The following is a 24317-nucleotide window of genomic DNA, read 5'->3' as shown; positions in this document are numbered from 1 at the left end:
CGAATTCCATGATGCATCAAGTGTTCACCCGGTTGGAACCAGCGCCAGGGCCCGAATGGGACTGCCGGTACCACGTTCCAGTTTAAGAGGCGCTGCAATCAAGATTGCGCCCTTGGGTGGCAGCTGATCGAGATTGGCCAGACTTGCCAGGCCAAAACAATTATCCCGGTGCAAATGATTATGCGCCGGATATGGTGGTGAAAACTTGCCGGCCATTCCCGCATCCGTTCCGATACACTGACTGCCCCAGCCGACGATGCCCTTGGACAACAGATAATCGATGCACCCAGTTGTCGGTCCAGGACTGTGCGCCCCGTCCTCCAGCGGATCGGGATCTTCGTTCAGGAACTCGTCTTCAACATCCGCCCGATTATCCCAGTCCGTGCGCATCACGACCCACTCACCAGCACCGATTTCTCCGTGCTCTGCTTCCCAGTCCTTCACCGCTTCCGCAGTAAGCAGGAAATCGGGATCGTCAGCGCATTCCGTCGAACAATCAATCACATTGACCGGCGCCATCAACCGTTGAACATCGAGCGTATCGGTGTAGCCGTCGGGAAAGTCTCTGCCAGACAACCAGTGATGTGGCGCGTCGAAGTGGGTCCCAGAATGTTCGCCCAGTTTCAGCCAGTTCCAGGCAAAGAATGGTCCGTCCAAGTCATATTCACTGATTTTGTGGATCTCGACTTTCGGCGTGTTTTTCGCAAATCCTTCCGGCAAGCGCAGGATCGGTGTATTCGGTCCAAGAACAGCCGTGCAATCAATCACTTTGATCTCACCGTTCAGGAGTTTTGTGCCGAGACTGCCCAGTACTTCATCGGGATTGAATTTGGGCGTGGACTTCTGATCACTTTCCGGTTGTTTACCAGCAAACCTGGCGGACCGGCGTTTCATCACCTGACCAACAATATCGAAGGTTTTCTCAACAGAATCTGCTTCCGTCAGAACTCCGGGTGACAGGCGCATCAATTGATCGCGAAAGTCGACAGAAATGCCTTCAACACCAAGAGCGCCGACGACGGCCCCAGCTTCCGCCTTGTTTGGCATCTGCAGCATGATTGAACCGCCGCGGTTGCTCGCATCGCGGGGGCTTTGCAGTGGCAGGTTCAGATTGTCAGCGTGACCAATGATCATGTCGATGAGTTCGCGATTGTGGCGAACCATATCTGCCCTGTCTTGTTTTGCATGCCATTTCAGCGCCGGAAGAGACGCGATGGCCGGAACAGAGGCAGGTGTTCCGCTGTCAAAGCGACGCATATCGGGCGCGAATGAAAACCGGTCCAGATCCCAGGAGAAGGGATTATTTTGAGAAAACCAACCACGAACTTCTGGCTCGAAATCAGGGATCAGATCCTTGTCCATGTAGATCATGCCGGCACCCGACGTCCCGCACATCCATTTAAGGCTGGTGGACACTGCGAAGTCGATTTTAGGTGCCATGACGTCAAACGGGATTAATCCCGCTGCCTGAGTAATATCCACCCCAATCAAGCTGCCCATCTCGCGGCCATGAGCCACGACAGCTTCCAGATTACATCGGAACGACCCTGTTGAGGTCACCCAGGTAACCAAGGCCAGCGCTACATCCCTGTCCCAGGCATTGATGAAATCCTCATCAGCAACCCAGGTTTCGCCCTCCCGTTTGGGAACAGTGACAAGTGTGAAATCAAAACGTTGCGCCAGTCCGGACAGCAGGAAGTGTACCGATGGAAAGCAATCTGCCGCCACCAGCACTTTCTTTCCCTTCAACCGGCTTGGCTGCATGCCGGTCACGATGGAATGCACCCCTTGGGTCACACTGTCACAAGTTGTCAGAGAGCCTTTCGGCGCATTGATGATTTGGCGCCAGTGATCAATGAAATCCTGACGTTTTCGCAGCACATAGCCCCACTGCTGGTCATTCGTTGCAGACCAGACCCTTGCATATTCGCCCATGGCCGCTACGAGATCGTCTTCCTTGCCCGGATACATTCCGATGGAATGGTAGAGGAAGTAAGCCTCTGGAGTAGCGTTTCTCGTCGCAACACTCATGTGCCGGCCTTTTTTAGTCATAGTGGATCTTTGGAGGTTTCTCCGGCAGCAACCCCGCACGGAACCGCTGCAACACGAATTGCAGAAGCAGACCGACAAGCAACATCCGAATGTAGGACGAACGGGTGATCCATTCCGGTGGCAAACTGCTGGTTAGGATTTCCGTTGCTGACCAGATGAACCAGATGACAATAGCGCCCAGGATCGCCCCACGATTGTTTCCTGATCCGCCAGCCATCAACATGACCCAGACAAGGAAGGTTACCAGCAGTGGCTCGGTCGCAGTTGGGGACAAAAACTTGAAATAATGCGCAGACAAAGCCCCGGCGACCCCCATAATCGCGGCACCAATGATGAAGGTCTGTTGCCGAAATTTCTCCACATCCTTGCCTACGGCCTTTGCGGAATGTTCGTTGTCGCGGATCGCGCGCAGAACACGGCCCCAAGGGCTTTGATAAAGACGTTGCGCGATCACATAGACGATCGCAACGATGCTCCAAACCACACACAAGAAGACAAAGTCGCCGGCACGTCCTTGCACCAAATCACCAAAGGGGCGTGGGATCCTTGAGATCCCGAGACTGCCATTTGTCAGCCAATCTTCGTTGACGATCACAAGACGTAGAATCTCTGCAATACCAATCGACGCCATTGCAAGATAATCGCTCTTCAACCGAACGCAGATCCGAGCCACCGCCCACCCTGCCAGTCCGGCGATCATTGCGGCCGCAGCAAGGCCGAACGGGATTGGTAGTTCAAATCCGCCAAGATGTTTGTGAGTGGAGGCCGCGGTCACGATGGCCGAACTGTATGCGCCCACCGCGAAGAAACCCGCGATTCCGGCGTTGAACAAACCACCCATGCCCCACTGAATATTCAGCGCCAGACACAGGATCGCATAGATACCACCGGCAATCAGCAAGCTTACGACATAGAAGAACAGCCCGGTCAACTCCATCAGAGCAGCCTCCCTTTGAACAGCCCTTGCGGACGGAAGATCAGCAGACCAACCATGAAGAAGAACGCGATGGCGGTTTTATACGAGGGAGAGATAAAGGGATCTGTCCCTATCCAGGGATAGGTCACCAATTCCTCAGCAAGACCGATGATCAAGCCACCTGCAATGGCGCCCATAGGTCTGCCAATACCGCCTAAGATCGCAGCGGCAAACATTGGCAGCAACAAGTTCCAACCGAGATTAGGGTGCATACTGGTGTCCATTCCGGCAAAAACACCTGCTGTTGCCGCCAGTGACGCGCCTATGATCCATGTCCAGCGGACCACACGCTCGGTATCAAGACCAGCAACTTCCGCCAGCTCCGGCTCATCCGCGACAGCTCGCATCGACCGGCCCATTCGAGAGCGGCTGAGAAACAAATGCAACGCGAAGGCAATCAAGATGGTCAGGACGATCACCTGGGCATGGAGAACGGAAATTCGGAATGTATCAAACAGCACTAAAGGCGGGCGCACACCGGGAATGAAAACCTGATTACCTGAACTCCAGAACAGTTGTGCCAAAGAGCGGAAAATCAGCGCAACACCGAAGGAGGAAATCACCGTGTAGATGGTCGGCAACTGGCGCAGTGGCCGATAGAAAAACCGGTCAACGGCCAGCGCAGCAACTACGGATAGCGCAATGCCAAAGGGCAGCAGCAACAAAGGATGCAACGGGATTAACCAGACCGCCGTCAGAACGCCGTAGCCACCGATGGTCATCAGATCGCCATGGGCAAAATGAGCGAACCTCAAAATACCGAATATCATGGAGATTCCGACTGCGCCCAAGGCATATATCGACCCAATGGTCAGCCCGGGCACCAGATACAGGTTTATGAAAAAGACTATATCGTTGATGAGTCCATCCCCCCCAAAAAGGAGCGGCGTACGCTCTCATCTGCCAATAGGGCTGCGCCTGTGTCGGACACAAAATTGCGACCATTCACCAACACATGCCCCTTGTCGGCAATGCGCAGTGCCTGTTTCGCATTTTGTTCAACCATTAAAATGGTGACACCGTTTTTGCGAATATCAAGCAGCAGATCAAAGATCTTTTCCAGGTAAGCTGGTGACAAGCCAGCTGTCGGCTCATCGAGCAACAGCAATGAAGGTTCACTCATCAATGCACGCCCCATAGCAGCCATCTGCCGTTGACCACCTGAGAGCTCACCGGCAGGCTGATTCAGCTTATCTACTAGATCAGGAAACAGTCCCAATACTTTGTCACGTATTGCTTTTTTATCATTAGGCGGTGAAGCATATGTGCCAATATCAAGGTTTTCTTCGATCGTAAGCGTCGGAAACACATTCCGGTTCTGGGGAACCGCGGAAATGCCAAGCGGCACCAGATCGTTGGTCTTAACACCGGTAATGTCCTTGCCCATGAAACGAATGGAACCATCGCTGATGCTTGTCAGAGCAAAGATCGTCTTGAGCAGCGTCGATTTACCAGCTCCATTCGGGCCAATGACAACTGCAATTTCGTGTTGAGCCAAATCTAGATTGATCTCTTCGATTATGGAGGCGCCGCCATATCCAGCTGTAATGCCCGAGACACTGAGCACAGAGGTCATGCCGTCGCCTCATATTTACCACCGCCAAAGTAGGCTTCGATCACGCGCTCATCTTGCCGCACTTCGTCGACTGTGCCGCACATCAACAACTCGCCCTGCGCCATGACGACAACGGAGTTACAAAGTTTGGACACGTAATCGAGGTCGTGTTCGATGAGGCAGAAGGTCAATCCCTTTTCCCGGTTCAGATAAAGGATCTTTTCCGATAATTTGGCGAGAAGCGTGCGGTTGATGCCCGCACCAATTTCATCAAGCAAAATGATGGAGGGTTTGGTCATCAATGCCCGGCCAAGCTCGAGCAACTTCTTTTGCCCTCCGGAAAGATTGCCTGCCAACTCGTCGGCAACATGGTCGATTTCCAGCAGCTCAATCATCTCGCGAGCCTCATGATAGGCCGCACGCTCTTCGCCGCGAAACCGCCCCCGCCTAAACACAACGTTGAAGACGTTTTCGCCGATGGGCATTGCCGCCGAAACCATGAAATTTTCTAAAACCGTCAAACGGGCGAATTCATGCGGCAATTGAAACGTGCGCGCCAAACCGAGTTTTGATCGGGCATGGGGTGCCAGTGCGGTGATATCGGTGTCTTGCAGAAATATCCTGCCGGTGCTCAGTGGCACATGACCGGCGATGGCATTGAACATGGTTGTCTTGCCGGCCCCATTGGGGCCGATTAGACCGGTAATCTGACCATCTTCGATATCAAAACTCAGATTGTTGACTGCCTTTAGCCCGCCAAAGCTGACGGTGGCATGTTCGACACGGATCATTGTCCCCCCTACCCGCTTGCATCACCCGGGAGCCGGGTGATGCATATCGTCAAAACCGTCGTGAGTTATTGCATCACTTCGGTTTGTTTGTAGGTACTTCCGTCAACAACGAACTTGCCGATATATCCAGACACATCGCCGTTCTTGTCGAAGTCATAAGTCCCGCCAGCACCGTCGTAATCAATGTCCTTACCGTCCATCAACAACTTCCGGGCCTTGGCCCATTCACCAGGGCCGACCTTTTCACCTGGGGCTGAAGCGACCGAACGAAGAGCTGCCGCCATGGCTCCGCGATCAGTTGATCCAGCCTTCTGAATCGCCAGCAATGTCAGGAATGTTGCATCATATGTCTGATCGACAAACGCCTTGTCCGCACCTTCGCCATAAGCGGCGTTGTACAACTCATGCAACGTGCCCTGGTTCGGATTGTCAGCCGGCGATGTTGGCGATGAAAAAAACGATGTCGCCAATGCTTCAGCGCCGATATCGTTGATCAACGCTTCATCGCGCAAACCATCTGTACCGATGAAGTTGGTGAACAGGCCGCCCTCAATCGATTGTTTGACAATCTTGCCGCCTGAATCGCCCGCATAGGCAATGACGACCAACGCACTGCCACCAGCTTGCGAAAGTGTTGCCAGCTCAGAGCGATAGGAGTCTTTCTTTTCTTCATGTTTGACAGCGGAGGTAATCTTTCCGCCTGCAGCCTTATAAGCTTCAATGAACGTCTGGCCGATGCCGACACCATAATCGTTGTTCACATAGGTGACGGCAACTTCCTTGTTGCCGGCTTCCAGCACCATTTTGGCAAGCACTTCCCCCTGATAATTGTCGGATGGAACGATCCGGTACATCAGGTCATTGTCCTCAATGTCGGTAATCGCTGGGGATGTTGCCGTTGGCGAAATCTGCACAACACCGGCTGGTATTGCGACCGCTTCAGCTGCTGCGATCGTCGTGCCGGACATGAGCGACCCCATGATGATCGGAACATTCTCAATATTGACCAGCTTGCCCGCGGCATCGACAGCGCCTTGTGCTGACCCGGTGGTATCACCAAATACGGCAATGGCTTTACCATCGAGCAATCCGCCTTGCTCGTTCGCTTGATTGACAGCCAGATTGGCCGCATTTTGCAATGGCGGAATGAAACTCGCGATCGGCCCTGTGATATCCATCAAGATACCGACTTTCGTGTCATCAGCTAAGGCGACACTTCCGGTTACGACCAGTGCTGCCGCAGCCAATAAGCTTGTTGATTTGCTCATTTCATTCCTCCCTTTTTGGTCAACACCCATCCAGTTTTGCGCGTGAATTGCTGCGTTCAACTGGCAAATGCCCATTAAAATGCGCGGTATTGTTTTTCTCTGCGCATCTACTTTTCAGGTTCTTGTCCCCTCCTCAGAAGCAAAAACCCAAAGTCTCCGTTCAATAATCAATTCCCTCAATTTCCGTTTTGAAAGTGCCTGGCAAACTGACCTCCATCAGCTGCAGGTCCTCTGTCATGTCTCGGTATCTTGTTGCCATTTTCGGAGGAACGACAAATGCGTCGCCCGGTGACAATTGGAACGGATCTTTGCCCTCACCCTCCAAAACCATGCTGCCGGACATGACAAAATTGAAGACAATATCGCCGTGATGCCGGGTCCATTTAGGATCCCCGCCAACTGGCCGGGCCACCAGAACAGAAGCGACGCCTTTGGTGTTTTCGTTGATCGTTGTGTCGCGTGCTTCAAAACCTGGAATTCGGAACGGCGCGAACACACCGTCTTTGGCAATACTATGTACAAATCTTTGCCCGTTCCATTCCCGCTCCGGCCGAAAGTTCGGCGTGGGCAATTTCATTAGGTGGTCGATTTCGGTGACATGTTCGGCAGGAACCCCAATCTCGACAACTTCAATCCCGTCCGCAGCATGAAGAACCCTATGCCGGATTTCCGGTGGCTGGATAAAACAGTCTCCGGCATGCAAACGGCGAACATCGCCTTGATCTTCATAAAGAACGTCGACCCAGCCCCGGATACAGAAAATGAGCTGAAACCCGACCTTATGGAAATGAACCATATCCGGCACCGGGCCATCGGGAACCCTTATATGAGAGGCAATCATCGCACCGCCCAGGCGAGACGGCACCAGGTCACGATATTCCATACCAGCTCGGCCAATGACCCAAGGCGCTTGGTCTGCCAACCGCCGCACGACAAAGGCGTGTTCGGTTTGGGGCAGCACAAGCGGTGGATTGAGTTCGTCAATCCGCACCTTGATGCCGCCGGGTGATACGAGGTCGCGCGCACCATCAGCAATCGCATCCGGATTGCTGGCCATCAGCCCGATTTCGCCGGAGGGCCCGGACCCATCTTCCTGTATCCTGAGGCGGACACCGTGACCGGACAGAACTGCGACCTGCGGATTATCGGCAGGATAGATCGTATCAAGATCTAGACCCAGGCGCTCAGTCATAAACGGTAGATCTGCACGCAAATCCGTGCTCGACAATTTCACTTCTGCCCTGATCTCTTCAGCCATTTGCCCCCCGCCGCTGCTGTTATTGTTTAATTGCCACTTTCTTTTGGTATTTCACTTTGGTTTTTCTTGTTATGCACCTGCGCTTATGCTGATTATTACCACCTCAATAGTCATCTCCGCTCTGCCTCTATATATTCACGACAGAGCTCCTGAAGCATTTCGTACGGACCCAAAATGTCGGTTTTGAGTGCAGCAGCTGCGGCACTCTCATCCCCGGCTTTCAGCGCGGTCATCAACATCTTGTGTCCCGGCCCGACTTCCAGATTGGAGTTCGGCCCGACCTGCTTCACCAGATCGTCTGTCAACAACCGCATGTAAGGCCCATGACGTAACCACAAGTTCTCGATGATCTGCATCATGATCGGTGATCCGGCCAAAGCGTAAATTTCGAAATGCAGCTGCTGATTGAGCTCGAGCATCCGGTAAACTTCGTTGTTTTGGCGGCAGTCTTCATGTGCCTCGGCAATGGCAGTCAGTTTTGAAAGTGAGTCTGCGTCGATTTTACCAGCTGCCAAAGCCGCTGCATGGCTCTCGATGTGCAAACGGTTGGTGCAGATATCGCTTAGCCGTTCGATAGAGACCAAAGGCACCCGCGCGGAGCCATTTTGCGCTACTTCCAGCGCCTCCACTGCGCTCAGCCGCCGCAACGCTTCGCGGACAGGCATATGGCTGACACCGAACTGTTTCGACAGAAGGTCGATCGTCAGCGTTTGCCCAGGCATGAACTGGCCAGACATCAACGCATTTCGGATTTGTAAGTAAACACGATCCGCCAGGGTGACGCGAGAACCAGCAAGGCGGAGAACAGGCGTTCCGTCAGGGGCACCCTCGGCCAATATTTTGCGCTCGTCTGGCGTCACCATCTCTTCAGATCCGATCCCCGTAGCTGCCCCTGCTGTTCCGGGGGCTCCCCACCAATCATTTGTCAATCACCGGAAAACCAGGACTAATCAGCCCAAACTATTGCCGGGACTTGCATATTATCCGTCATGATATTTTGATCAAATGCGCAAATCAAGGGCAATTTATAAGGGACGAGCATCGGCAAGCAAAATGTTGGCATTGAACTTTTTGAAAAAAGCAGTTCTTTTGCGCATACAGTTGATGCCATGGAAGAAGCTACCCGAACTGCGTTTTAGCGAGAGCATGAAAGCCGCCGCTAATTGCACCCCGACGAGTTAGCAAATAGGACTCCATCGAGACCTCCACCAAACCTGGTTAAAATGACAACTTAGGGCCGAAAGTGTCGATGCTGGAGGACTTGGCCATCGTCTCAAAGGACGAAAAAGAATCTTAGCGGAATTAGGACTGGATGGTGGCATCGGGCTAAGACTGCCGGGCAGGATCTACTTCTAAATCAGCATATAAGGTTGCTGATACCCGAGCAGAACTTCTGTCCGGCAGTTGATGCGCAATGATTATTTGCAACGTTGCGCAACATAACAACACTGGGAGCGGCACAATTCTGGCGCCAAATAAACCCTAGCCGGTGTAGATTTCTCGACAGGCCTCATCTTCTCATATTGCAGCCGTGACGTGTCTCACGTTGCAACATGGCTGACTTCCCGGTCCGGTGAGTAAATATCGAGGATGTTCCAGTGACCCGTGGTTGGGGTCGGGTTGTTGATCATGGGCACATCCAGCACTGTAGGCCTGCCGCTCTCAACGGCAGCCTGGAGCGTCGGAAGCAGCTCATCCGCACTGCCAACCTTAATGCCGACTGCGCCGTAGGCTCGTGCGATTTGAGCGTAGTCCGGGCCATGTTCTGGTTCCGCTGAGGTGCCTGGAAACGTAGTGCCGTAGGTCAGTCCGTAATGGGCTTTCTGAAGCCCAGCGATGGTACCGAATGCGTTGTTGTTCATCACCAGCCAGATGATGCCGAGGTCGAGCTCAACAGCGGTCGCCAACATGGCAGGGTTCTGGCCGAATCCACCATCGCCGACGAGGCTGAGGACCACACGCTCCGGAGCTGCCAGTTTGGCGCCAATAGCACCCGGAGGGCCAAAGCCCATCGTAGCGAAACCGCCTGGCGTGAGGATCGAGCCCGGTGTCAGGATGTCGAACTGTTGTCCCACCCCGTTCTTGTTCCAGCCCACATCCGTCGTGATGATCGCATCGTCCGGCAACGCCATGCGGGTATCGGAAAGAATGCGTTCCGGCATCATCGGAAACGCTGGAGAAGTTGCCATTTCCGTGTTGGACTCTTTGAAGTCTTTCCGGAATTGGGAAATCTTGGAAACGAGGTCCGAACGTTTGAGCCCTTCCGGATAAAGTTCTCGGGCAACGCGTGTTAGGGTCCGCAGAGCCGCCTTCGCATCGGCGACGACACCAATTTCGGTCGGATAATTGCGACCGATTTCAGAGGGTTCGATGTCGATGTGGATCACCTTGGACCCGGGAATATTGAATGTGTAGCCCGGATACCAGCTGGAGCAGTCGGCCTCTTTGAACCTTGTTCCCACAGCAAAGACATAGTCTGCGTCGAGACACGTCTGGTTGACCAGACTTGTTCCCCAGAAACCTGTCATTCCAAGCACCTGGGGATGATCGTCGCGCAAAGCGCCCTTGCCCATGAGCGAATGCGCGACCGGCATCCCCATATGCTCAACGAATTCACGCAGCTCCTCGCTTGCCTTGGCAAGCAGAATGCCGCCTCCGACATAGGCAACCGGCTTGTCCGCTTCGGCCAGTCTGGTCACGATCTGTCGCGCTGTTTCATCATCTATGGACGGTTTGACCAGAGCTCGGGTGTTCGAAGCGATCCGGTCGAAACTGTCGGAGTCAGCCAGATGAAAGGCTTTTTCCAGAATTTCGGCCATCAGGTCTGCGCGATCTACCCGCCAGGCTCTCTTGACGAACGGGCGATAGATCTCCCACTGCGCCGCGTCGGCGTGAAGGTTCACTTCCTGATGCGGGTGTTTGCCATAATAATGAGTTGGAATATCACCGGCGATGACAACCATTGGAATACAGTCGAGCGCTGCGTTGGCAACGCCAGTTGCGCAATTGGTCAACCCAGGAGACAGGTGCGACAGGACGACGGATGCCTTTCCTGTCACCCGCGCATAGGCGTCGGCCGCATGGCTGGCGATCTGCTCATGGCGCACAGTGACGAAGTCGATCGGACTGTCTGCCAACGCTGCCAGCACGGCAATGTTGGTGTGACCGCAAAGACCGAAGATGTGCTTTACATGACGCCTTTCCAGATAATCGACGATGTGCTCTGCAACGGTTTTGGGCTTGTTCAGGATGGCGTCCATCACGCAACCTCCCGACCGACGCAATAGGACGGCTGACCCAAGTGTAGTTCATCATGTGTTTGAGCGTGACATTCTCATTCGTAATGTTACCGCCCCAGATGCCGCATCCCAATGAACTGGTCATGGGCATGCCGTTGGTGAAGCTGCCTGCATTTGCTTTCGACTGGGGCTGTCGAACCATCATGCGGCTGACAGGCGCCAGGCGCGCAAGACGATCAATATGGTCATCGTTATGGCTATAGATGCCGCAGGAATGCCCCTTGCCCCCGACCTCGTAGATTTTGCTCACCGTGTTAAGCGCATCATCGAAGTTTTCAAAGTGATAAAGCGCCATCAAAGTGGTGAGCTTCTCCTTTGAGAACTTGTGCTCTGGTCCAATGCACCCCTGGTTTTCCACCATCAAGAACTTGCGATCTTCCGGAATGGCAAAACCCGCGACTTCCGCTGTCTGTTGTGGCTTGCAGGCAATCGTCGGGAACGTCCGGTTGCCCTTTTCGTCCCACATTGCCTTTTCCAGCAGGGCCTTTTCTTCGTCGTTGCAGAGGTATCCACCTTCATCTTCGAGCGCCTTCACCATCTTCTCGTAGATCGAGTTTTGAATGATGATGTTGCCGTCCGCCGAACACCCGGACCCAAAATCGCTGGTTTTGGACATACGGGTGTTTTTGGCAGCGATCTCGATATCGGCAGTCTCGTCGATCACGATGGAGGAATTGCCCGCCCCCACCCCGAACGCCGGTTTGCCGCTAGAATAAGCAGCCTTCACCATTGGCTTGCCACCTGTCGCCAGCGTGAGATCGCAAATTTCCATCAAATGCTGGGTCAGCGGGATCGAAGGATGGGTTACGCACTGGAAGAGGTCTTCCGGCGCGCCGACATCCCGACAGGCCTGCCTCAGCACATCGGTCATCTGGGAGGTTGTTATTCGGGTTCGTGGGTGCGGAGAAAAGATCACCGCGTTCCGAGCCTTAGCGGCGTAGATGCCGGTAACCGGAGGTGTCAGCGCTGGGTTGGTCATCGGAATGAGCGAAGCGATCACACCGGCGGGCTTTGCGTATTTGACCAGGCCCCTGGCCTCGTCCACTTCCACGATCCCGGTCGATTTCTGGCGCAATGCGTCCCGCAATACACCATAGATCTTGAAACGCTTGCCGGGACGCCCTTCCCTGTCGCCAATACCACTTTCGTCGACGCCCTGTTGCGCCAGCCGCGTGAAGGTTTTCTCATTGCCCGCATACCAGCCGATGGCCTGCGCAAGTCGGTCCAGGTCTTCCTGACTCCAGTCCTCGATCTCGGCCATGGCTGCGCGTGCACGCGCCAGCATTACATTTGCCAATGCGCGGTCTTCTTCAGTGAGCTCTTTGCCCATAACTGTCCTCTTTGGTCTGAAGGGGAACGAGGTCTATCGTGCGGCGCTGTGACCGGGCGGCCCCGAATTTCTGTTTGGCGTGGTGCAGGCAGCGGCGAGCATGTTCTTCATATCCAAGCTCAGCGATACGTGCGGTGTTGGGAAGTTCAATGGAGTAGTCGACCGGCGGCATGCGCTCGATAATGCCGGCAAAGTCGATCCAGCCTTCGCCCGGATAAAGCCGTGCATCCCGGGCCAGCTGGATCATGCCTTCGCGCGTATCTGCGATCCCCGGCAGGCAGTCTGAAATGTGAAGGAAATGCAGAAGATCGGACGGAACGTGGAGCAACTCGCCTATGTCCACTCGGCTCAGGTGCAAATAAAGGGTATCGACGAGGATGCCGCCATTTGTCCTGTCCGCGGCGCGAACGATATCGAGGGCCTCGTCCAACGTGCGCAGCCTGGAAAAGGAAGGAAACTCGAGGTCGACGGTCAATCCATAGGGCTCTGCAAGGTCACAGGTTTCGCCATAGACGTCGATCAGGAAGTTCCGATCGTCGCGCGTCTGCGTCCAAGCACTCACGATCATGCGCTTGGCACCCAATTCGCCGCCAAGCTCCAACGCCCGTTCGAAACCTCGTGGATCGCAATCTTCCGTGATCCTTGCAAGCTCGATATCGAGGACTTTCAGTCCTGTCGTGGCGAGCGCCGTTTTCGTCGCCTGGACCTGGGTCTTGCTGATCGGTGACTGGGTGAACTCGCCCGGAACATGCATGGGAAGAAAGCGCGGCGACACCGCATCATAACCTGCGCGCGCGGCAACGTAGATCAACTCCGGCACCGTCGCGTTGATCAGCGTCAGATGAGCGAGGGAATAGAGTGGCTGTTCCGGGTCTGCCTGATGTTTCGCGGGCATGCGCGGGCTCCGTAAGGCGTGACACAATTTATCCTGTGTTTTTAAAAATATCTGATATTTTTATATTTATCAAATATTTTATGCCTGCGCTTTCGAAGACTTTAAAAAACGAAGAAAACCTATTCTTTTCATACAACTACTCCTCAGCTAGCGGCATCTGCCAACTGAGGGGTCGAGTTTTTGTCAGATTTTTTGCCAGCTGGATTCTGTTTCCGCAGAGTTTGCGGAGGCCTCCACGAAGTGAACGCCCTTGGCCCCCTGAGCGACCGTCGGGTAATCGAGCCAGCCCTCGGGAGGCGTTACGCCGTCTCTGCGTGCCGCGACCGCCATGGCAAATTCCGTATAGAGGTTCGCCCAGGCTTCGATGATCCCTTCCGGGAAACCCCGTGCCGCACGCACGAAACGTTCCGTTTTAGCGCTGACACCGTGGCCATGCCCCCGGCTGATGATCCGGTCAGGTTCGCCAAAACGGTTGAACTTGAGCTGTTCCGACTTTTCCAGATCCCACTCCAGCCCCCCTTCGCTGCCAAAAACACGCAGACGCAAACCACCGCGATTTCCGGGAGCAAGCCGCGTTGCCATCAATGTACCGGGCACATCGTTTTCAAACCTGGTAAACATGAAGACCGTATCTTCAAGAGGTTTTGGAGCACCGCAAACATGCATTTCCGCACGCAGATGCGTCATCTCCAGCCCTGAAACAAAACTGGCCAGGTGCGCCGCATGCGTGCCGATGTCACCTGTACAGCTGGTTCTTCCGGACTTGGCCGGGTCCAGACGCCATTTGACATGATCGGCTTCGGCAACAGTCTCTGGTGTCATCCAATCTTGCATGAACTCGACATGGATCTGATTGATCCTTCCAATGCCGCCCTGTTTCACAATTTCCCGTGCCTGACGGATCATGGGAAAACAGGACATGGTGTAACCGACCGCAAAGACGAGGCCTGTTTCCCGGGCAATCGCGACGAGCTGATCCGCCTCACCGGGATCATTGGTCAGCGGCTTGTCACACAAAACGTCGATACCCTGATCCAGAAAGGCCTTGGCAGCATCGAAATGAACGTGATTGGGTGTCGTGATCATGACTGCGTCGACACCATCCGGCCGACCGGCTTCGACCGATGCCATCTCGTTGAACGATGCGTAGCTTCGATCCGGCTGAATGAACCACTCTTCGGATCGCTGACGTGCCTTTATCGGGTCTGAGCTAAGCGCCCCAGCGACGACCTCCCAACGGTCGGTCAATCGGGCGGCGGTTGCCTGTGTAACAGAGATGCGCCCTCCGCCGATAACGCCCAACCTCAGCCGACGACTCTGGCGGGGGAACGGTCCGTCGAAGTCCAAACTCTCAGGTAAAATTCTGCTCATGGCCTCACCTCAAACTGGAACCTGCGCACCTTCCGGCAGCATCTCCACTGCCATGAACACGCTCGGCGTGATTGTTTCAAACTGATGCCATGGGTAGTTGCCATCTGCGTCGAACATGGGCCGGTGCGTGTGACCAGGTGCCATCACCTCTTCCAGGTAAAGGGTGGAGAGGTCCTTCTCCCGGCATTGTTGCATCTTGCCTAAACCGACGATCTGTGTGTGCACTTCCCGGAACCCCGGAACGGGACAGAACGGATGCTCCTTGTGGAGGCCGACATTGAGTGGAACGGAGGCAGAGTGGTAAATGGTGAAGCCGATCCTATCCACCCAGGTCTTTGGCGACATGTAATGTTCGACACCGCGCAATCGCTCTTCACCTCGCACTTCGAATGCTGAGGGCCATTTGTCTCGGATGCGTGTCATGAGTTCCGCATCATCATCTTCAGCATCGAACCGATCGATAACGATGATCTTCTCGATCTCCGAAATCGTGCAGCTCTCGAGAATGGTCGACTGTAGGGGCGCAAGCTTCTGGCCCTCGACAAAAACGGAGTCAGTGCCGAGATTGAGAACAATTGCCCGCCCTTCAAGCTGAAAGGCCGCCTCGCCGGTCACGTGGCGCAGGCCAAAAAACGGTTCGCCAATTTCAAGGTATTCAACAGGCATGGGAAGTCTCGGTCAGATCTTTCTTGAAATTCAGGGGCAAGGGTTCCGGGCGATCGCAACGGCTTGTAATCGATTGATAAATGCCTTCTCTCGGAGCCTTTTCGATTGCGGCCATCACCTCGAAGACGTGATAGGCGAGCGCTCCACTGGCTCGCGGCTCGCGCCCCTCGGAAACGGCAAGAGCCAGATCGAGTAAGCCCAGCCCCCTGCTGTCCTCGTTAAAGCCGTGGCGGTTGTTGGCAACTTGCCAGGCGTCGCGACCGACCGGTCTTGGCTGATGTGTCCAACGAGCTGTCTCCCTGGTTCTGTAGAGAACATCACCTTGAAAGACATTTGCTCCATGAACCGGATCGGGATCCGGAATGCAGATGGTCCCGTCCTCGCCATAGATCTCGAAACGCGGTGTTTCACTGTCCCAGATATCGAAACTCATCGTCATGTCGCCAATGGCGCCGCTTTCGAACTCCAGCAGGCTCAACGAATGGGTATTAACCTCAACCGGCATCCATTGTCCGTGGCGCGGTCCGTTTTCAATCATGCGCCTGTCGAAGGTTCGGCGGGACATTCCAGCGACACGCGAAACCGGTCCGAGGCAGAAGATCATGGCTGTCAGATAATAGGGGCCTAGATCCAGAAGCGGGCCGCCGCCCCTTGCATAGTAGAAGTCAGGATTGGGATGATGCCGCTCGGTGCCGTGCGTTCCGACATGCGCAAAGACACCGGTCGGTTTTCCGATCACACCCTCATCAATGAGCGATCGGACGGTCTGCCAACGGCCACCGAGGAATGTGTCGGGTGCGTTCCCTATAAGCAGTCCTTTCGAAGCCGCCACGTCCAGAATTCGGTCTCCGTCCGCGAAATCCGTCACAAAAGGCTTTTCGGAATAGACATGCTTCCCCGCCTTTAAAGCCCGCAAGGAAACATCGGCATGTGCGGCGGGAACCGTCAGGTTCAACACACAGTCAATCTCAGCGTCTGCAAAGATTTCGTCCGGCAGACACGCTTTCGGTATCCCATATTCCACCGCCTTCGCCTGGCTTTCCTCAATATCGAGGCTCGCACAAGCGATCACGTCAATCTCATGAAACTTTGCAAGCGTTTTCAGGTAAATGTCACTTATTCGGCCACATCCAATCAGGCCGACCCGGAAGGATTTCGCTCTTTCATCCAGCATTGTCTTCAGGTTCGTATTGAGGGAGAAAACGAGGCGGCATTGGCCCCTTGTTGCGCCCGCCCTGGCCCATTTGTTCCCAGGCATGGGCGAGAATTCCGACAGAGCGTGACAGGCAGAACAATCCTCTGGAAAGAGGTACGGGGAATCCCAACTCGCAAAAGATCACAGCCGTTGCACCGTCGATGTTCATTGCAATCGGCACGCCGCGCGAACGTCCCAGTTCAGCCTGTACCGCTTCTCCTATGTCCGCGAAGCGCCCAGGGACGGTTCCTTTTGCTGCCGCGTCGCGGACGAGTTTCATCAACCTAGGGGCACGTGGATCGGTCGGCTTGTGAAACCGATGACCGAAACCGGAGACGATCTTGCCGTATTCAGAGCGCCAGTGATCAAGACCTTGAACAACCGCCGTCTCCAGCCGCGCCCCCGCATCCATCCGATCTGCGATATCATAGTAGAGCTCAGCGCATTGTTCGCCGGCTCCCCCGTGAACGTCGCCAAGCATGTTGATGCCCGTCGCCATGACGTTGTTGAGGCCGAGCCCACAGGTAGCCGCCATTCTCCCGGCAGCAATCGAAGGGGCCTGGGGTCCATGATCTACGCCCGCCACAAGAGCCGCTTCGAAGAGCCTTGCTTCCTCTTCGGTGGGCGTGCCTCCGCGAACCATGAGCCAGATCATCTGCGGAAAGCTGACTGTCCCGATCAGCTCCTCGATCGGTGTTCCGCGGAAAACGATCTTCCCGGGTTCCATGTCGATGATGGAGGTTCGCCACCAGTTCTGGATTGCCTCGCTATCCGTGGTCATGCAGCCGTTTCCTTGTTCTCGTTGTTGTTTTCCTGCAAGAGACCTTCAAGAGTGGCCTTCATGCGTTCCGCTTCGGGCTCATGACCCGTAATCAGCCTAAAGGCTTCCACTGCCTGCCAAAGTGCCATTGTCGTGCCATCCATCACCTGACACCCATGAGCTTCTGCGAGCTTCAAAAAGGTCGTTTTTCGAGGAAAATAGACAATATCTGCGACCCAGGCTGCACGGTTCAACCGCACCGGATCAAACGCCATGCCTGGGTGCGAAGCCATACCTAGGGGCGTACAATTTACTGCGCCGGAGATTTGATCGAACGGGACGCTATCAACGTTTTCAGACGCAACGGTCTGAAACCGGGGACGGAGCTTCTTCAACCTCACTTTCAAATCGCTTGCTCGTTTTGCGACTGGATCAATGATGAACAATGATCCGACGCCCAAGTCGGCAAGTGCGAGCGCAACGGACGCACCTGCTCCACCTGCACCGCACATGATGACACTGTCTCCAGCGATGGAGGCAATTTTGCTTTGAATTGCTCTGCGAAAACCGACGTAATCTGTATTGTAGCCAATTCGCTCTCCTGCCCGCAGTACAACGGTATTTGCTGTCTCAAGCTCTTTAGCCGGCCCTTCAAGCCGGTGGAGAAATTCGACAACGGCAGACTTATGAGGATGCGTGACATTGAGACCGACAAGACCGTCTGTTTCAGCATCGACGAGAAACTGTTCTAAATCTGCCGGTGACAGCTTCTTTCCTCCGGTATCAATTCGCGAGTATCGGTAATCGAGCCCGAGCGCGGCTCCTTCGAGTTCGTGTTGTGCTGGGGTCAAGGAGGGGCCGATATGGTCCCCCAGAAGAGCTGCTCTCATCGCAAAGGCATTCCTTCTGCGCGCTGAAGACGCATCTGGGCAGCCAGGCGGATCGGTGCATTCGACGCACCGTATCCCTGATATCCAGAGCGTCGTTCGACGATTTCAAAGAAGAAGCCGTTAAAGATTGGGCGGCTGTAGATCTGGAAGTACTCCATGTCCCCATTCCGGTCATATAGAATGCTGGCTGCGCGCATTGCCGCTACCAGATCCTTATCGAGGCCAAACCGGGCCTTAAGGTCCTCATAGTAATTACGAGGCATTTCCAACCTCGGAAAACCAGCAGCATCCAGGATGCTCGATGTTTCGAAGATATCGTCAGAGAGAAACGCGATGTGCTGAACCCCAGCTCCGAATTGGTCGGCCAGGAATGAGCCAGCAAATGTTCGGTGCCCGGCTGCCCCGTTCAGATTCAGGCGCAGTTCCCCTTCCGGGGATTCCAGCGCCTGTGAACGGACGACGCCAGCCGGATCGGCGACATCGACGATCTCACATTTACGCATATCGAATGTCGTCATGTAATAAATCGCCCAGCTACGCATTTCACTGCTAGCCATCGTCTGGGCGACATGGTCGACCCTCCGGAGACCAGCCGGGCGTGTCGCAGCTGTTTTCTTCACAGGTTCGAACTCGATGTCCCAGACCCGGTGAAGATCCGACTTCTCGTCAATAAAGTGAACCACGGATCCACCAACGCCGCGAATTGCGGGGATTTCAAGTTCGCCGGTACCAACTGCTTGCGTGAATGGTTCTGTTCCGAGTTCAGTCGCCCTTGCGACAGTCTGGCTGGCATCATCAACACGCATACCCACGTCGCAAACACACGGACCATGACTTAGAAAGGCGGAATGGGCAAAGCCGGTCTGGTCAGAATTGATGACGATGTTAATCGCGCCCTGGCGCCAGAGTTCTACGGATTTGGAAACGTGTCGCCGTTCCATCCTGAAGCACAAGGATTGGAGAATGCCGGCCAGTAGCCGATGGCTTTTGTCATCCGTGGCAAATTCGATGAACTCGAAGCCTCGGACATGTCCGCGATCTGGCAGAGTAGGTGTGCCTAGCCCAAGCCCGGGTTCCGAGCCTGAAACGTCGTCCAGCAAAGTGGCAAGAGCACGATACCCGTCTCGGGTGATCTGTTCGGCCCGGACCTCCTGATCCTGCTCATTCAAACGCGCTATCGACCAGGGTCCGCGGTATCCGCTACGTGCCAAGACTTTCACAAAACCGGAGAGATTCAACCGGCCAAGTCCAGGGAGGAGGCCGAAATGACGTTTCAACATCCGGATATCGGTGTCGAGCCGCGGGGCGTCGGACAGCTGCACATGAAAGAGCGCGGACAGGTCCAGATCACGCAAATCAGCAGGTCGACGACCGCCGGCAAGCGAAAAAAAACTGTTCAGTGCAAGGCCGAAACTGTCGCTCCCAACGGCTTCGACCAATTCACTTGCCTGAAGGTCATGTGTCGTAGCTTGCGCCCAGGGAAGCGCGAGATAGGCAATCTTCAATCCACGCCTTTGTGCCCGGTCGGCCGCGTTGCTGAGGTCTTCAACGATGCTGTCCCGCTCGATCCCCGTCTGCATGGTCCTGGCGGAACCGACCAGCAGCATTTTCGTTCCCAGGGCTTCCATGAGATCGAACTTGGCTTCGAGCCGGTCGAAGGCGACTTGCTGGTCAGCCTGACCCTCCAGGTCATGAAACGGTTTCAGCAATGCAACCTTCAAGCCGAGCCCGGAAATAATTTCCCGGACTTCCCCGGCAGTTCCGTGAAAGCCGGTGAAGTCGGGATCGTGAAGTTCCACGCTGTCGAAGCCAGCTGAGGCAATAGCTCTCAGTTTCGTCGGCAAGTCGCCGGGAATGGATGTTGTCGAGATGCAGAGGGACATCAGCCTACATATCCAAGAAGCCTGGGCAGAAAGAGTACGATTTCCGGGAATAGGATCATCAAGATTAGCGCCCCGATGAGCACCACCAGGAAGGCCCAGACCTCAGAGATGATCTCCCGTAACGGAATGCCGGTCACAGCGTTTATGACAAAGAGCAGGATGCCGTACGGCGGCGTAATCAGACCGATCATTGAATTGACAACGACCAGAACACCGAAGTGAACCAGATCGATGCCGAGATCCTTACAGGTTGGGATAAACAGCGGGACAATCACCAGGATGATTGTTGTCGCGTCCAGGATGCATCCCAAAAGGAGAACGAGAATATTCACGCCAATCAGGAACACCAGCGGATGAACATCGATGCCCTGAAGAAACTCAGACATCATTCCCGGGATGTTTTCCGAAATGACCACGAAGTTGAGGATCAATGCGCCACCAATGACGACACCAACTGCTGCTGACGAGCGGGCGCTCTCGACAAAGATCCGGTAAAGGCCATGCAGCGACAGAGCCCGGTAGAAGAGCCCTGCAAGCAACAGGGCATAAAGCGCTGCAACAGCCGCAGCTTCTGTCGGGGTCGTAACGCCGCCATAGATGCCAAAAAGCAGGATGACTGGCATCAACAGCGCGGGAAACGCGTTGGCCGTATACCGGGGTAGCTCCCTCAAGGGCACAGGTTCTTCAAGCGCAAAGCCGCGCTTGCTCGCCAGGTAGTAGTTCATGGCCATCAACACTGCACCCATCACCAGGCCAGGCAGGATTCCGGCCAGGAACAACGCTCCGATCGAAGCATTGGAGACAAGTGCATAGAGAACCATGGGGATTGACGGCGGAATGATGGGGCCAATCGTGGCTGAAGCCGCCGTGATTGCCGCAGCATATCCTCTCGAATATCGGCCATCCTTTGTCATCATTCCAATGATGATCTTGCCGATCCCGGCCGCATCGGCGACCGCGGACCCGGACATGCCGGAGAAGATAAGTGAGGCAACCACATTCACATGTCCTAGCCCGCCCTTGAAGCGCCCGACGGCGGCAACACAAAAGCTGAGCAGACGTTCGGAAATCGTACCTGCATTCATGATGTTGGCAGCTGCGATGAAAAGCGGCACAGCCAGCAAAACGAAACTCTTATAAAGACCTTGCAGAATTTTTTCTCCTGCCAACGCAAGGTCTAGATCCGCCGCCCCTAAGTAAACGAGAGACGCCAGGATTATAGAATATCCAATCGGAGTACCGATCCCGGCTAACCCGAAGAGGGTGACCAGACAGAGGGCAAGTTCCATACTCATACCGCTTCGTCTCCGTGCTGAATGGAGGGCGGTTCATGGTCATGCCCGGGAATGTCGTGCTCGCCGCTTGGTGGTCCGTGGCGCAGAATGTCGATAAAGCGCCAAGAATATCGGATAATGATGGCAATCATGAATATGAGGTAGATGGAGAAAATCGTGCGTAAGGGGATTTTCTTGCCAGTAAGCGGATTTTCAACTGTTGTGGTCTTCCGGATTTTCATCCAGTCGATGTAGTCCCAAGTCGGCAGGAAGGACCAAGCCATTCCGGCAACAATGGATGCAGCAGCGATCAGGGCAAGGGTTTTTTGGCCGCGGCGAGGCATCGCCAGATAGAGTATGTCGAAGGTGACGTGGTCTTTCTCGTGCACGATGAAAGCATTGCCGAAAAACACAATCCAAACCCACAGGATCAGACAGAGTTCAAGTGTCCATCCAAATGGTGTGACAAGCACATACCTGGAGAATATCTGAAGCAAAAAGGTGAAGAACATCGCCGCCAGCATGGCCGCGGCGACCCCTTCAGCCCCGCAGGTGAACCAAGTCGAAATGCGTTTCATATCAGCTCTCCTGCGGGGACGAGTACCTGATTACTTGCCGAGTGCGTTGATCTTTTCCAGAACTCCCTCCGGCCATGTGGCCGCGAATTCACTTTCAAGATACATGGACTGAACCTGATTGCGGAACGCATCAAGATCCGGCTCGTAGATCGCCATGCCCTGCTCTTCCAAGAAGGCGACGAGTTCCTGTTCTTTTTGCAATTGCGCTTTGCGCCCGGCCTCTGCGGCTGCGTCGGCTGCCTCTTGGACAGTAGCCTGCTGGTCAGGTGTCAGATTGTTAAAAACCTCTGCATTCATGGCAATGTAGTTCAAATCGACGAGGTGCGACGTCAGGATGATCTGATTTGTCACTTCGTAAAACTTTGCATCCACCACTGTAGGAAGTGGATTGTCCTGGCCATCGACCGCCCCGGCCGAAAGGGCTGTGTAGACTTCAGCAAATGCCATCGGGGTTGGGGATGCTCCCAGCGCCTTGCCCAGGAATTGCCAAGCGTCCGTGCCAGGCATGCGCAGATTCACACCTGCCAGGTCTGCTGGTGTCTTAACCGTTAGTTCGTCTTTTGATTGCCGGAGGTTCACCTGGCGGCGCCCAAGATACATCACTGACAGGAGTTTCACGCCAAGCTCTTCTTCAGCCTTCTGCTTGAAGGCATCCATCAGTTCATCATTGAAGACAGCTACCTGATGGGCAGCGTCCTGATGGACATAACCTGCGGTAAAAATTGAAAACTCAGGAAAAAACTGCGCAAGCTCCTGGGCTGATGCTATCGACATCTCCAAATTGCCACGGCTGATAGCATCCAATTCAGTGCCTTGGGCAAAAATGGTTCCATTGTAACTCGGCTGGTAGTCAGCAAATTCGGCCACCATGGGTCCAAATACATCGCGCATGGCGACGGAACGTTGATCGGTTTCCGACCCGGATGTAGCCAGGCGCAGCTGAACTTTGTCAGCAGCTAAGCCAGCAGCAGAACTACCAGCGAGTACCCCAGCGGCAACAAAAGCCGAAAGCGCGGCCCGGCGCGTAAAATACGTGATCATCTCTTCCTCCTTGAGATTTCAATATTCACTGTTCAATTTTGAGCATGCCTGACTATTTTTGTTTTGCAAGATATTTTTAAAAATATCGGATATTTTATGAAACTACTGTCCGATACGCCCCCACATCCGAAGCGGTGAGATCTCGAATATCCAACCGGGTGCGGTGTTTGGCTGAGAGCTGAATGGTTTCGATCACCTCTAGTGTTCGCAATCCTTCCTCCCCGGAAACAAGCGGGATCGCTTTCTTCATAATCACGTCCTTGAAATGAGCGATCTGGTTGACGAGAGGATCAGATGCCGCGCGCGTTAATGTCGTTGATGAAAGTGGTGTCCACCAATCTTGTTGCCTTTCCAGGTGTGACCAGAGCCGAAGATCGGGCAGTGAAAGAGACCCTTCCGAACCGCCTATGAGGTAACAACTTTCTGGAATCGGCGGATATTGAGGGTTCTCGCGAGAGGTAAACTCCCAGCTCCACGGCGCCACCACACTGTCGGAAACAGAGATGGTTCCAATCACACCATTGCTGAACTCCAAGATTGCGCTTGCAACATCTTCATTTTCGAATCCTCGGACAGAGGGGGCAGCAACGGCCTGCACCGCAGTCACCTCACCACAAAGATAGCGGATCAGATCAATGTCATGAACCAAGTTCACCGAAATCGGACCGGCTCCATTGCGTTTCCGCCAAGGGGCCGCCTCAAAATAGTGATCAGGTTTGTAGAACCAGCAAGTACCCTGAACCGCGCGGATAGTACCAATCAACCCGCTGTCGAGAGCTTCCTTTGCCTTCTGAATGAGAGGATTGTGCCGCCGGTGATGACCGACAAGAAGCGGTATGTCCCGAGCTCTGGCCATCTGCACAAGCGCTAAAGCTTCCTTTGCGGAAGCACCAATCGGCTTTTCAACCAAAACAGGACATTTGTTTTCGATACATGTGATCGCCTGTTCGATATGTAAAAGCGTCGGTGTTGCAAGAATAACACCATCCAACTGGACGCTCTTAAACATGCCATCAATTGTCTCAAAACACGGGACTCCCATTCCCACAGCGGCATCTTGGCCACTTTCGTTCGGATCGACCACTGCGACCAGTTCAACATCCGGAACAAGAGCTATCGCATCTGCGTGACGTTTGCCCACCAAGCCGAGACCGACAATGGCAAGTCGTAAAGTTGATTGCACTTAAGGCTCCTATGCACCTGTATCTTGTGCGGTCGCCAGCTTTCGGCTGTCG

21 protein-coding genes and 1 pseudogene are annotated in these 24317 nt (G+C 54.5%); all 22 read right to left on the bottom strand.

Annotated features, from left to right (window positions below):
* Positions 1–24: 24 nt before the first annotated feature.
* Positions 25–894, bottom strand: a complete 870-nt coding sequence (locus ACOOFE_RS10980; protein WP_420415568.1) for a cyclase family protein — start codon at positions 892–894, stop codon at positions 25–27.
* Between the two features lie 150 nt (positions 895–1044).
* Positions 1045–1935 (bottom strand): annotated as a pseudogene (locus ACOOFE_RS10975) (aminotransferase class V-fold PLP-dependent enzyme); the annotation flags it as partial.
* A gap of 109 nt (positions 1936–2044) precedes the next feature.
* Entirely contained in the window at positions 2045–2989 is a 945-nt protein-coding gene (locus tag ACOOFE_RS10970) for a branched-chain amino acid ABC transporter permease (RefSeq protein WP_420414943.1), read from the bottom strand.
* A complete protein-coding gene (locus tag ACOOFE_RS10965) occupies positions 2989–3798 on the bottom strand; it encodes a branched-chain amino acid ABC transporter permease (protein ID WP_420414942.1) in 810 nt (269 codons plus the stop codon). The genes ACOOFE_RS10970 and ACOOFE_RS10965 overlap by 1 nt, the downstream gene beginning before the upstream one ends.
* Before the next feature lie 77 nt (positions 3799–3875).
* Positions 3876–4604 carry an ABC transporter ATP-binding protein gene (locus tag ACOOFE_RS10960; protein ID WP_420414941.1) on the bottom strand — a complete coding sequence of 243 codons (729 nt, stop codon included), beginning with the start codon at positions 4602–4604 and terminating at the stop codon, positions 3876–3878.
* On the bottom strand, positions 4601–5374 hold the full coding sequence (locus ACOOFE_RS10955; RefSeq protein ID WP_420414940.1) for an ABC transporter ATP-binding protein: 774 nt from the start codon (positions 5372–5374) through the stop codon (positions 4601–4603). The genes ACOOFE_RS10960 and ACOOFE_RS10955 overlap by 4 nt, the downstream gene beginning before the upstream one ends.
* Before the next feature lie 65 nt (positions 5375–5439).
* Complete coding sequence (locus ACOOFE_RS10950) at positions 5440–6642, bottom strand: ABC transporter substrate-binding protein (RefSeq protein ID WP_420414939.1); 1203 nt, start codon at positions 6640–6642, stop codon at positions 5440–5442.
* A gap of 160 nt (positions 6643–6802) precedes the next feature.
* Positions 6803–7900 carry a cupin domain-containing protein gene (locus tag ACOOFE_RS10945; protein WP_420414938.1) on the bottom strand — a complete coding sequence of 366 codons (1098 nt, stop codon included), beginning with the start codon at positions 7898–7900 and terminating at the stop codon, positions 6803–6805.
* A 110-nt stretch (positions 7901–8010) separates the two neighbouring features.
* Complete coding sequence (locus tag ACOOFE_RS10940) at positions 8011–8763, bottom strand: GntR family transcriptional regulator (RefSeq protein WP_420414937.1); 753 nt, start codon at positions 8761–8763, stop codon at positions 8011–8013.
* A 678-nt stretch (positions 8764–9441) separates the two neighbouring features.
* A complete protein-coding gene (locus ACOOFE_RS10935) occupies positions 9442–11106 on the bottom strand; it encodes a thiamine pyrophosphate-binding protein (protein WP_420415567.1) in 1665 nt (554 codons plus the stop codon).
* Entirely contained in the window at positions 10997–12529 is a 1533-nt protein-coding gene (locus ACOOFE_RS10930) for an aldehyde dehydrogenase family protein (RefSeq protein WP_420414936.1), read from the bottom strand. Before ACOOFE_RS10930 ends, ACOOFE_RS10935 begins: the two co-directional genes overlap by 110 nt.
* Positions 12510–13424 carry a sugar phosphate isomerase/epimerase family protein gene (locus ACOOFE_RS10925; protein ID WP_420414935.1) on the bottom strand — a complete coding sequence of 305 codons (915 nt, stop codon included), beginning with the start codon at positions 13422–13424 and terminating at the stop codon, positions 12510–12512. Before ACOOFE_RS10925 ends, ACOOFE_RS10930 begins: the two co-directional genes overlap by 20 nt.
* A gap of 183 nt (positions 13425–13607) precedes the next feature.
* Entirely contained in the window at positions 13608–14795 is a 1188-nt protein-coding gene (locus tag ACOOFE_RS10920) for a Gfo/Idh/MocA family protein (protein WP_420414934.1), read from the bottom strand.
* Positions 14796–14804: 9 nt separating this feature from the next.
* Entirely contained in the window at positions 14805–15461 is a 657-nt protein-coding gene (locus tag ACOOFE_RS10915; RefSeq protein WP_420414933.1) for a hypothetical protein, read from the bottom strand.
* A complete protein-coding gene (locus ACOOFE_RS10910; protein WP_420414932.1) occupies positions 15451–16635 on the bottom strand; it encodes a Gfo/Idh/MocA family protein in 1185 nt (394 codons plus the stop codon). Before ACOOFE_RS10910 ends, ACOOFE_RS10915 begins: the two co-directional genes overlap by 11 nt.
* A complete protein-coding gene (locus tag ACOOFE_RS10905; RefSeq protein WP_420414931.1) occupies positions 16625–17437 on the bottom strand; it encodes a citryl-CoA lyase in 813 nt (270 codons plus the stop codon). Before ACOOFE_RS10905 ends, ACOOFE_RS10910 begins: the two co-directional genes overlap by 11 nt.
* Positions 17434–18306: a shikimate dehydrogenase gene (locus ACOOFE_RS10900; RefSeq protein ID WP_420414930.1), complete on the bottom strand. Its 873-nt coding sequence runs from the start codon at positions 18304–18306 to the stop codon at positions 17434–17436. The genes ACOOFE_RS10905 and ACOOFE_RS10900 overlap by 4 nt, the downstream gene beginning before the upstream one ends.
* On the bottom strand, positions 18303–20189 hold the full coding sequence (locus ACOOFE_RS10895) for a bifunctional sugar phosphate isomerase/epimerase/4-hydroxyphenylpyruvate dioxygenase family protein (RefSeq protein WP_420414929.1): 1887 nt from the start codon (positions 20187–20189) through the stop codon (positions 18303–18305). Before ACOOFE_RS10895 ends, ACOOFE_RS10900 begins: the two co-directional genes overlap by 4 nt.
* Positions 20189–21484, bottom strand: a complete 1296-nt coding sequence (locus ACOOFE_RS10890) for a TRAP transporter large permease (protein WP_141187603.1) — start codon at positions 21482–21484, stop codon at positions 20189–20191. Before ACOOFE_RS10890 ends, ACOOFE_RS10895 begins: the two co-directional genes overlap by 1 nt.
* Entirely contained in the window at positions 21481–22041 is a 561-nt protein-coding gene (locus ACOOFE_RS10885; RefSeq protein ID WP_141187604.1) for a TRAP transporter small permease, read from the bottom strand. Before ACOOFE_RS10885 ends, ACOOFE_RS10890 begins: the two co-directional genes overlap by 4 nt.
* A gap of 30 nt (positions 22042–22071) precedes the next feature.
* Positions 22072–23082 carry a TRAP transporter substrate-binding protein DctP gene (gene dctP, locus ACOOFE_RS10880; RefSeq protein ID WP_420414928.1) on the bottom strand — a complete coding sequence of 337 codons (1011 nt, stop codon included), beginning with the start codon at positions 23080–23082 and terminating at the stop codon, positions 22072–22074.
* Between the two features lie 94 nt (positions 23083–23176).
* Positions 23177–24265: a Gfo/Idh/MocA family protein gene (locus ACOOFE_RS10875; protein WP_420414927.1), complete on the bottom strand. Its 1089-nt coding sequence runs from the start codon at positions 24263–24265 to the stop codon at positions 23177–23179.
* Positions 24266–24317: the final 52 nt, after the last annotated feature.

Origin of the sequence: Roseibium sp., assembly GCF_965216085.1 — a bacterium.
In the GTDB taxonomy this organism is placed as follows: domain Bacteria; phylum Pseudomonadota; class Alphaproteobacteria; order Rhizobiales; family Stappiaceae; genus Roseibium.
The sequence above is the reverse complement of the archived record's forward strand: the minus strand, read 5'-3'. Positions and strand labels throughout refer to the sequence as shown.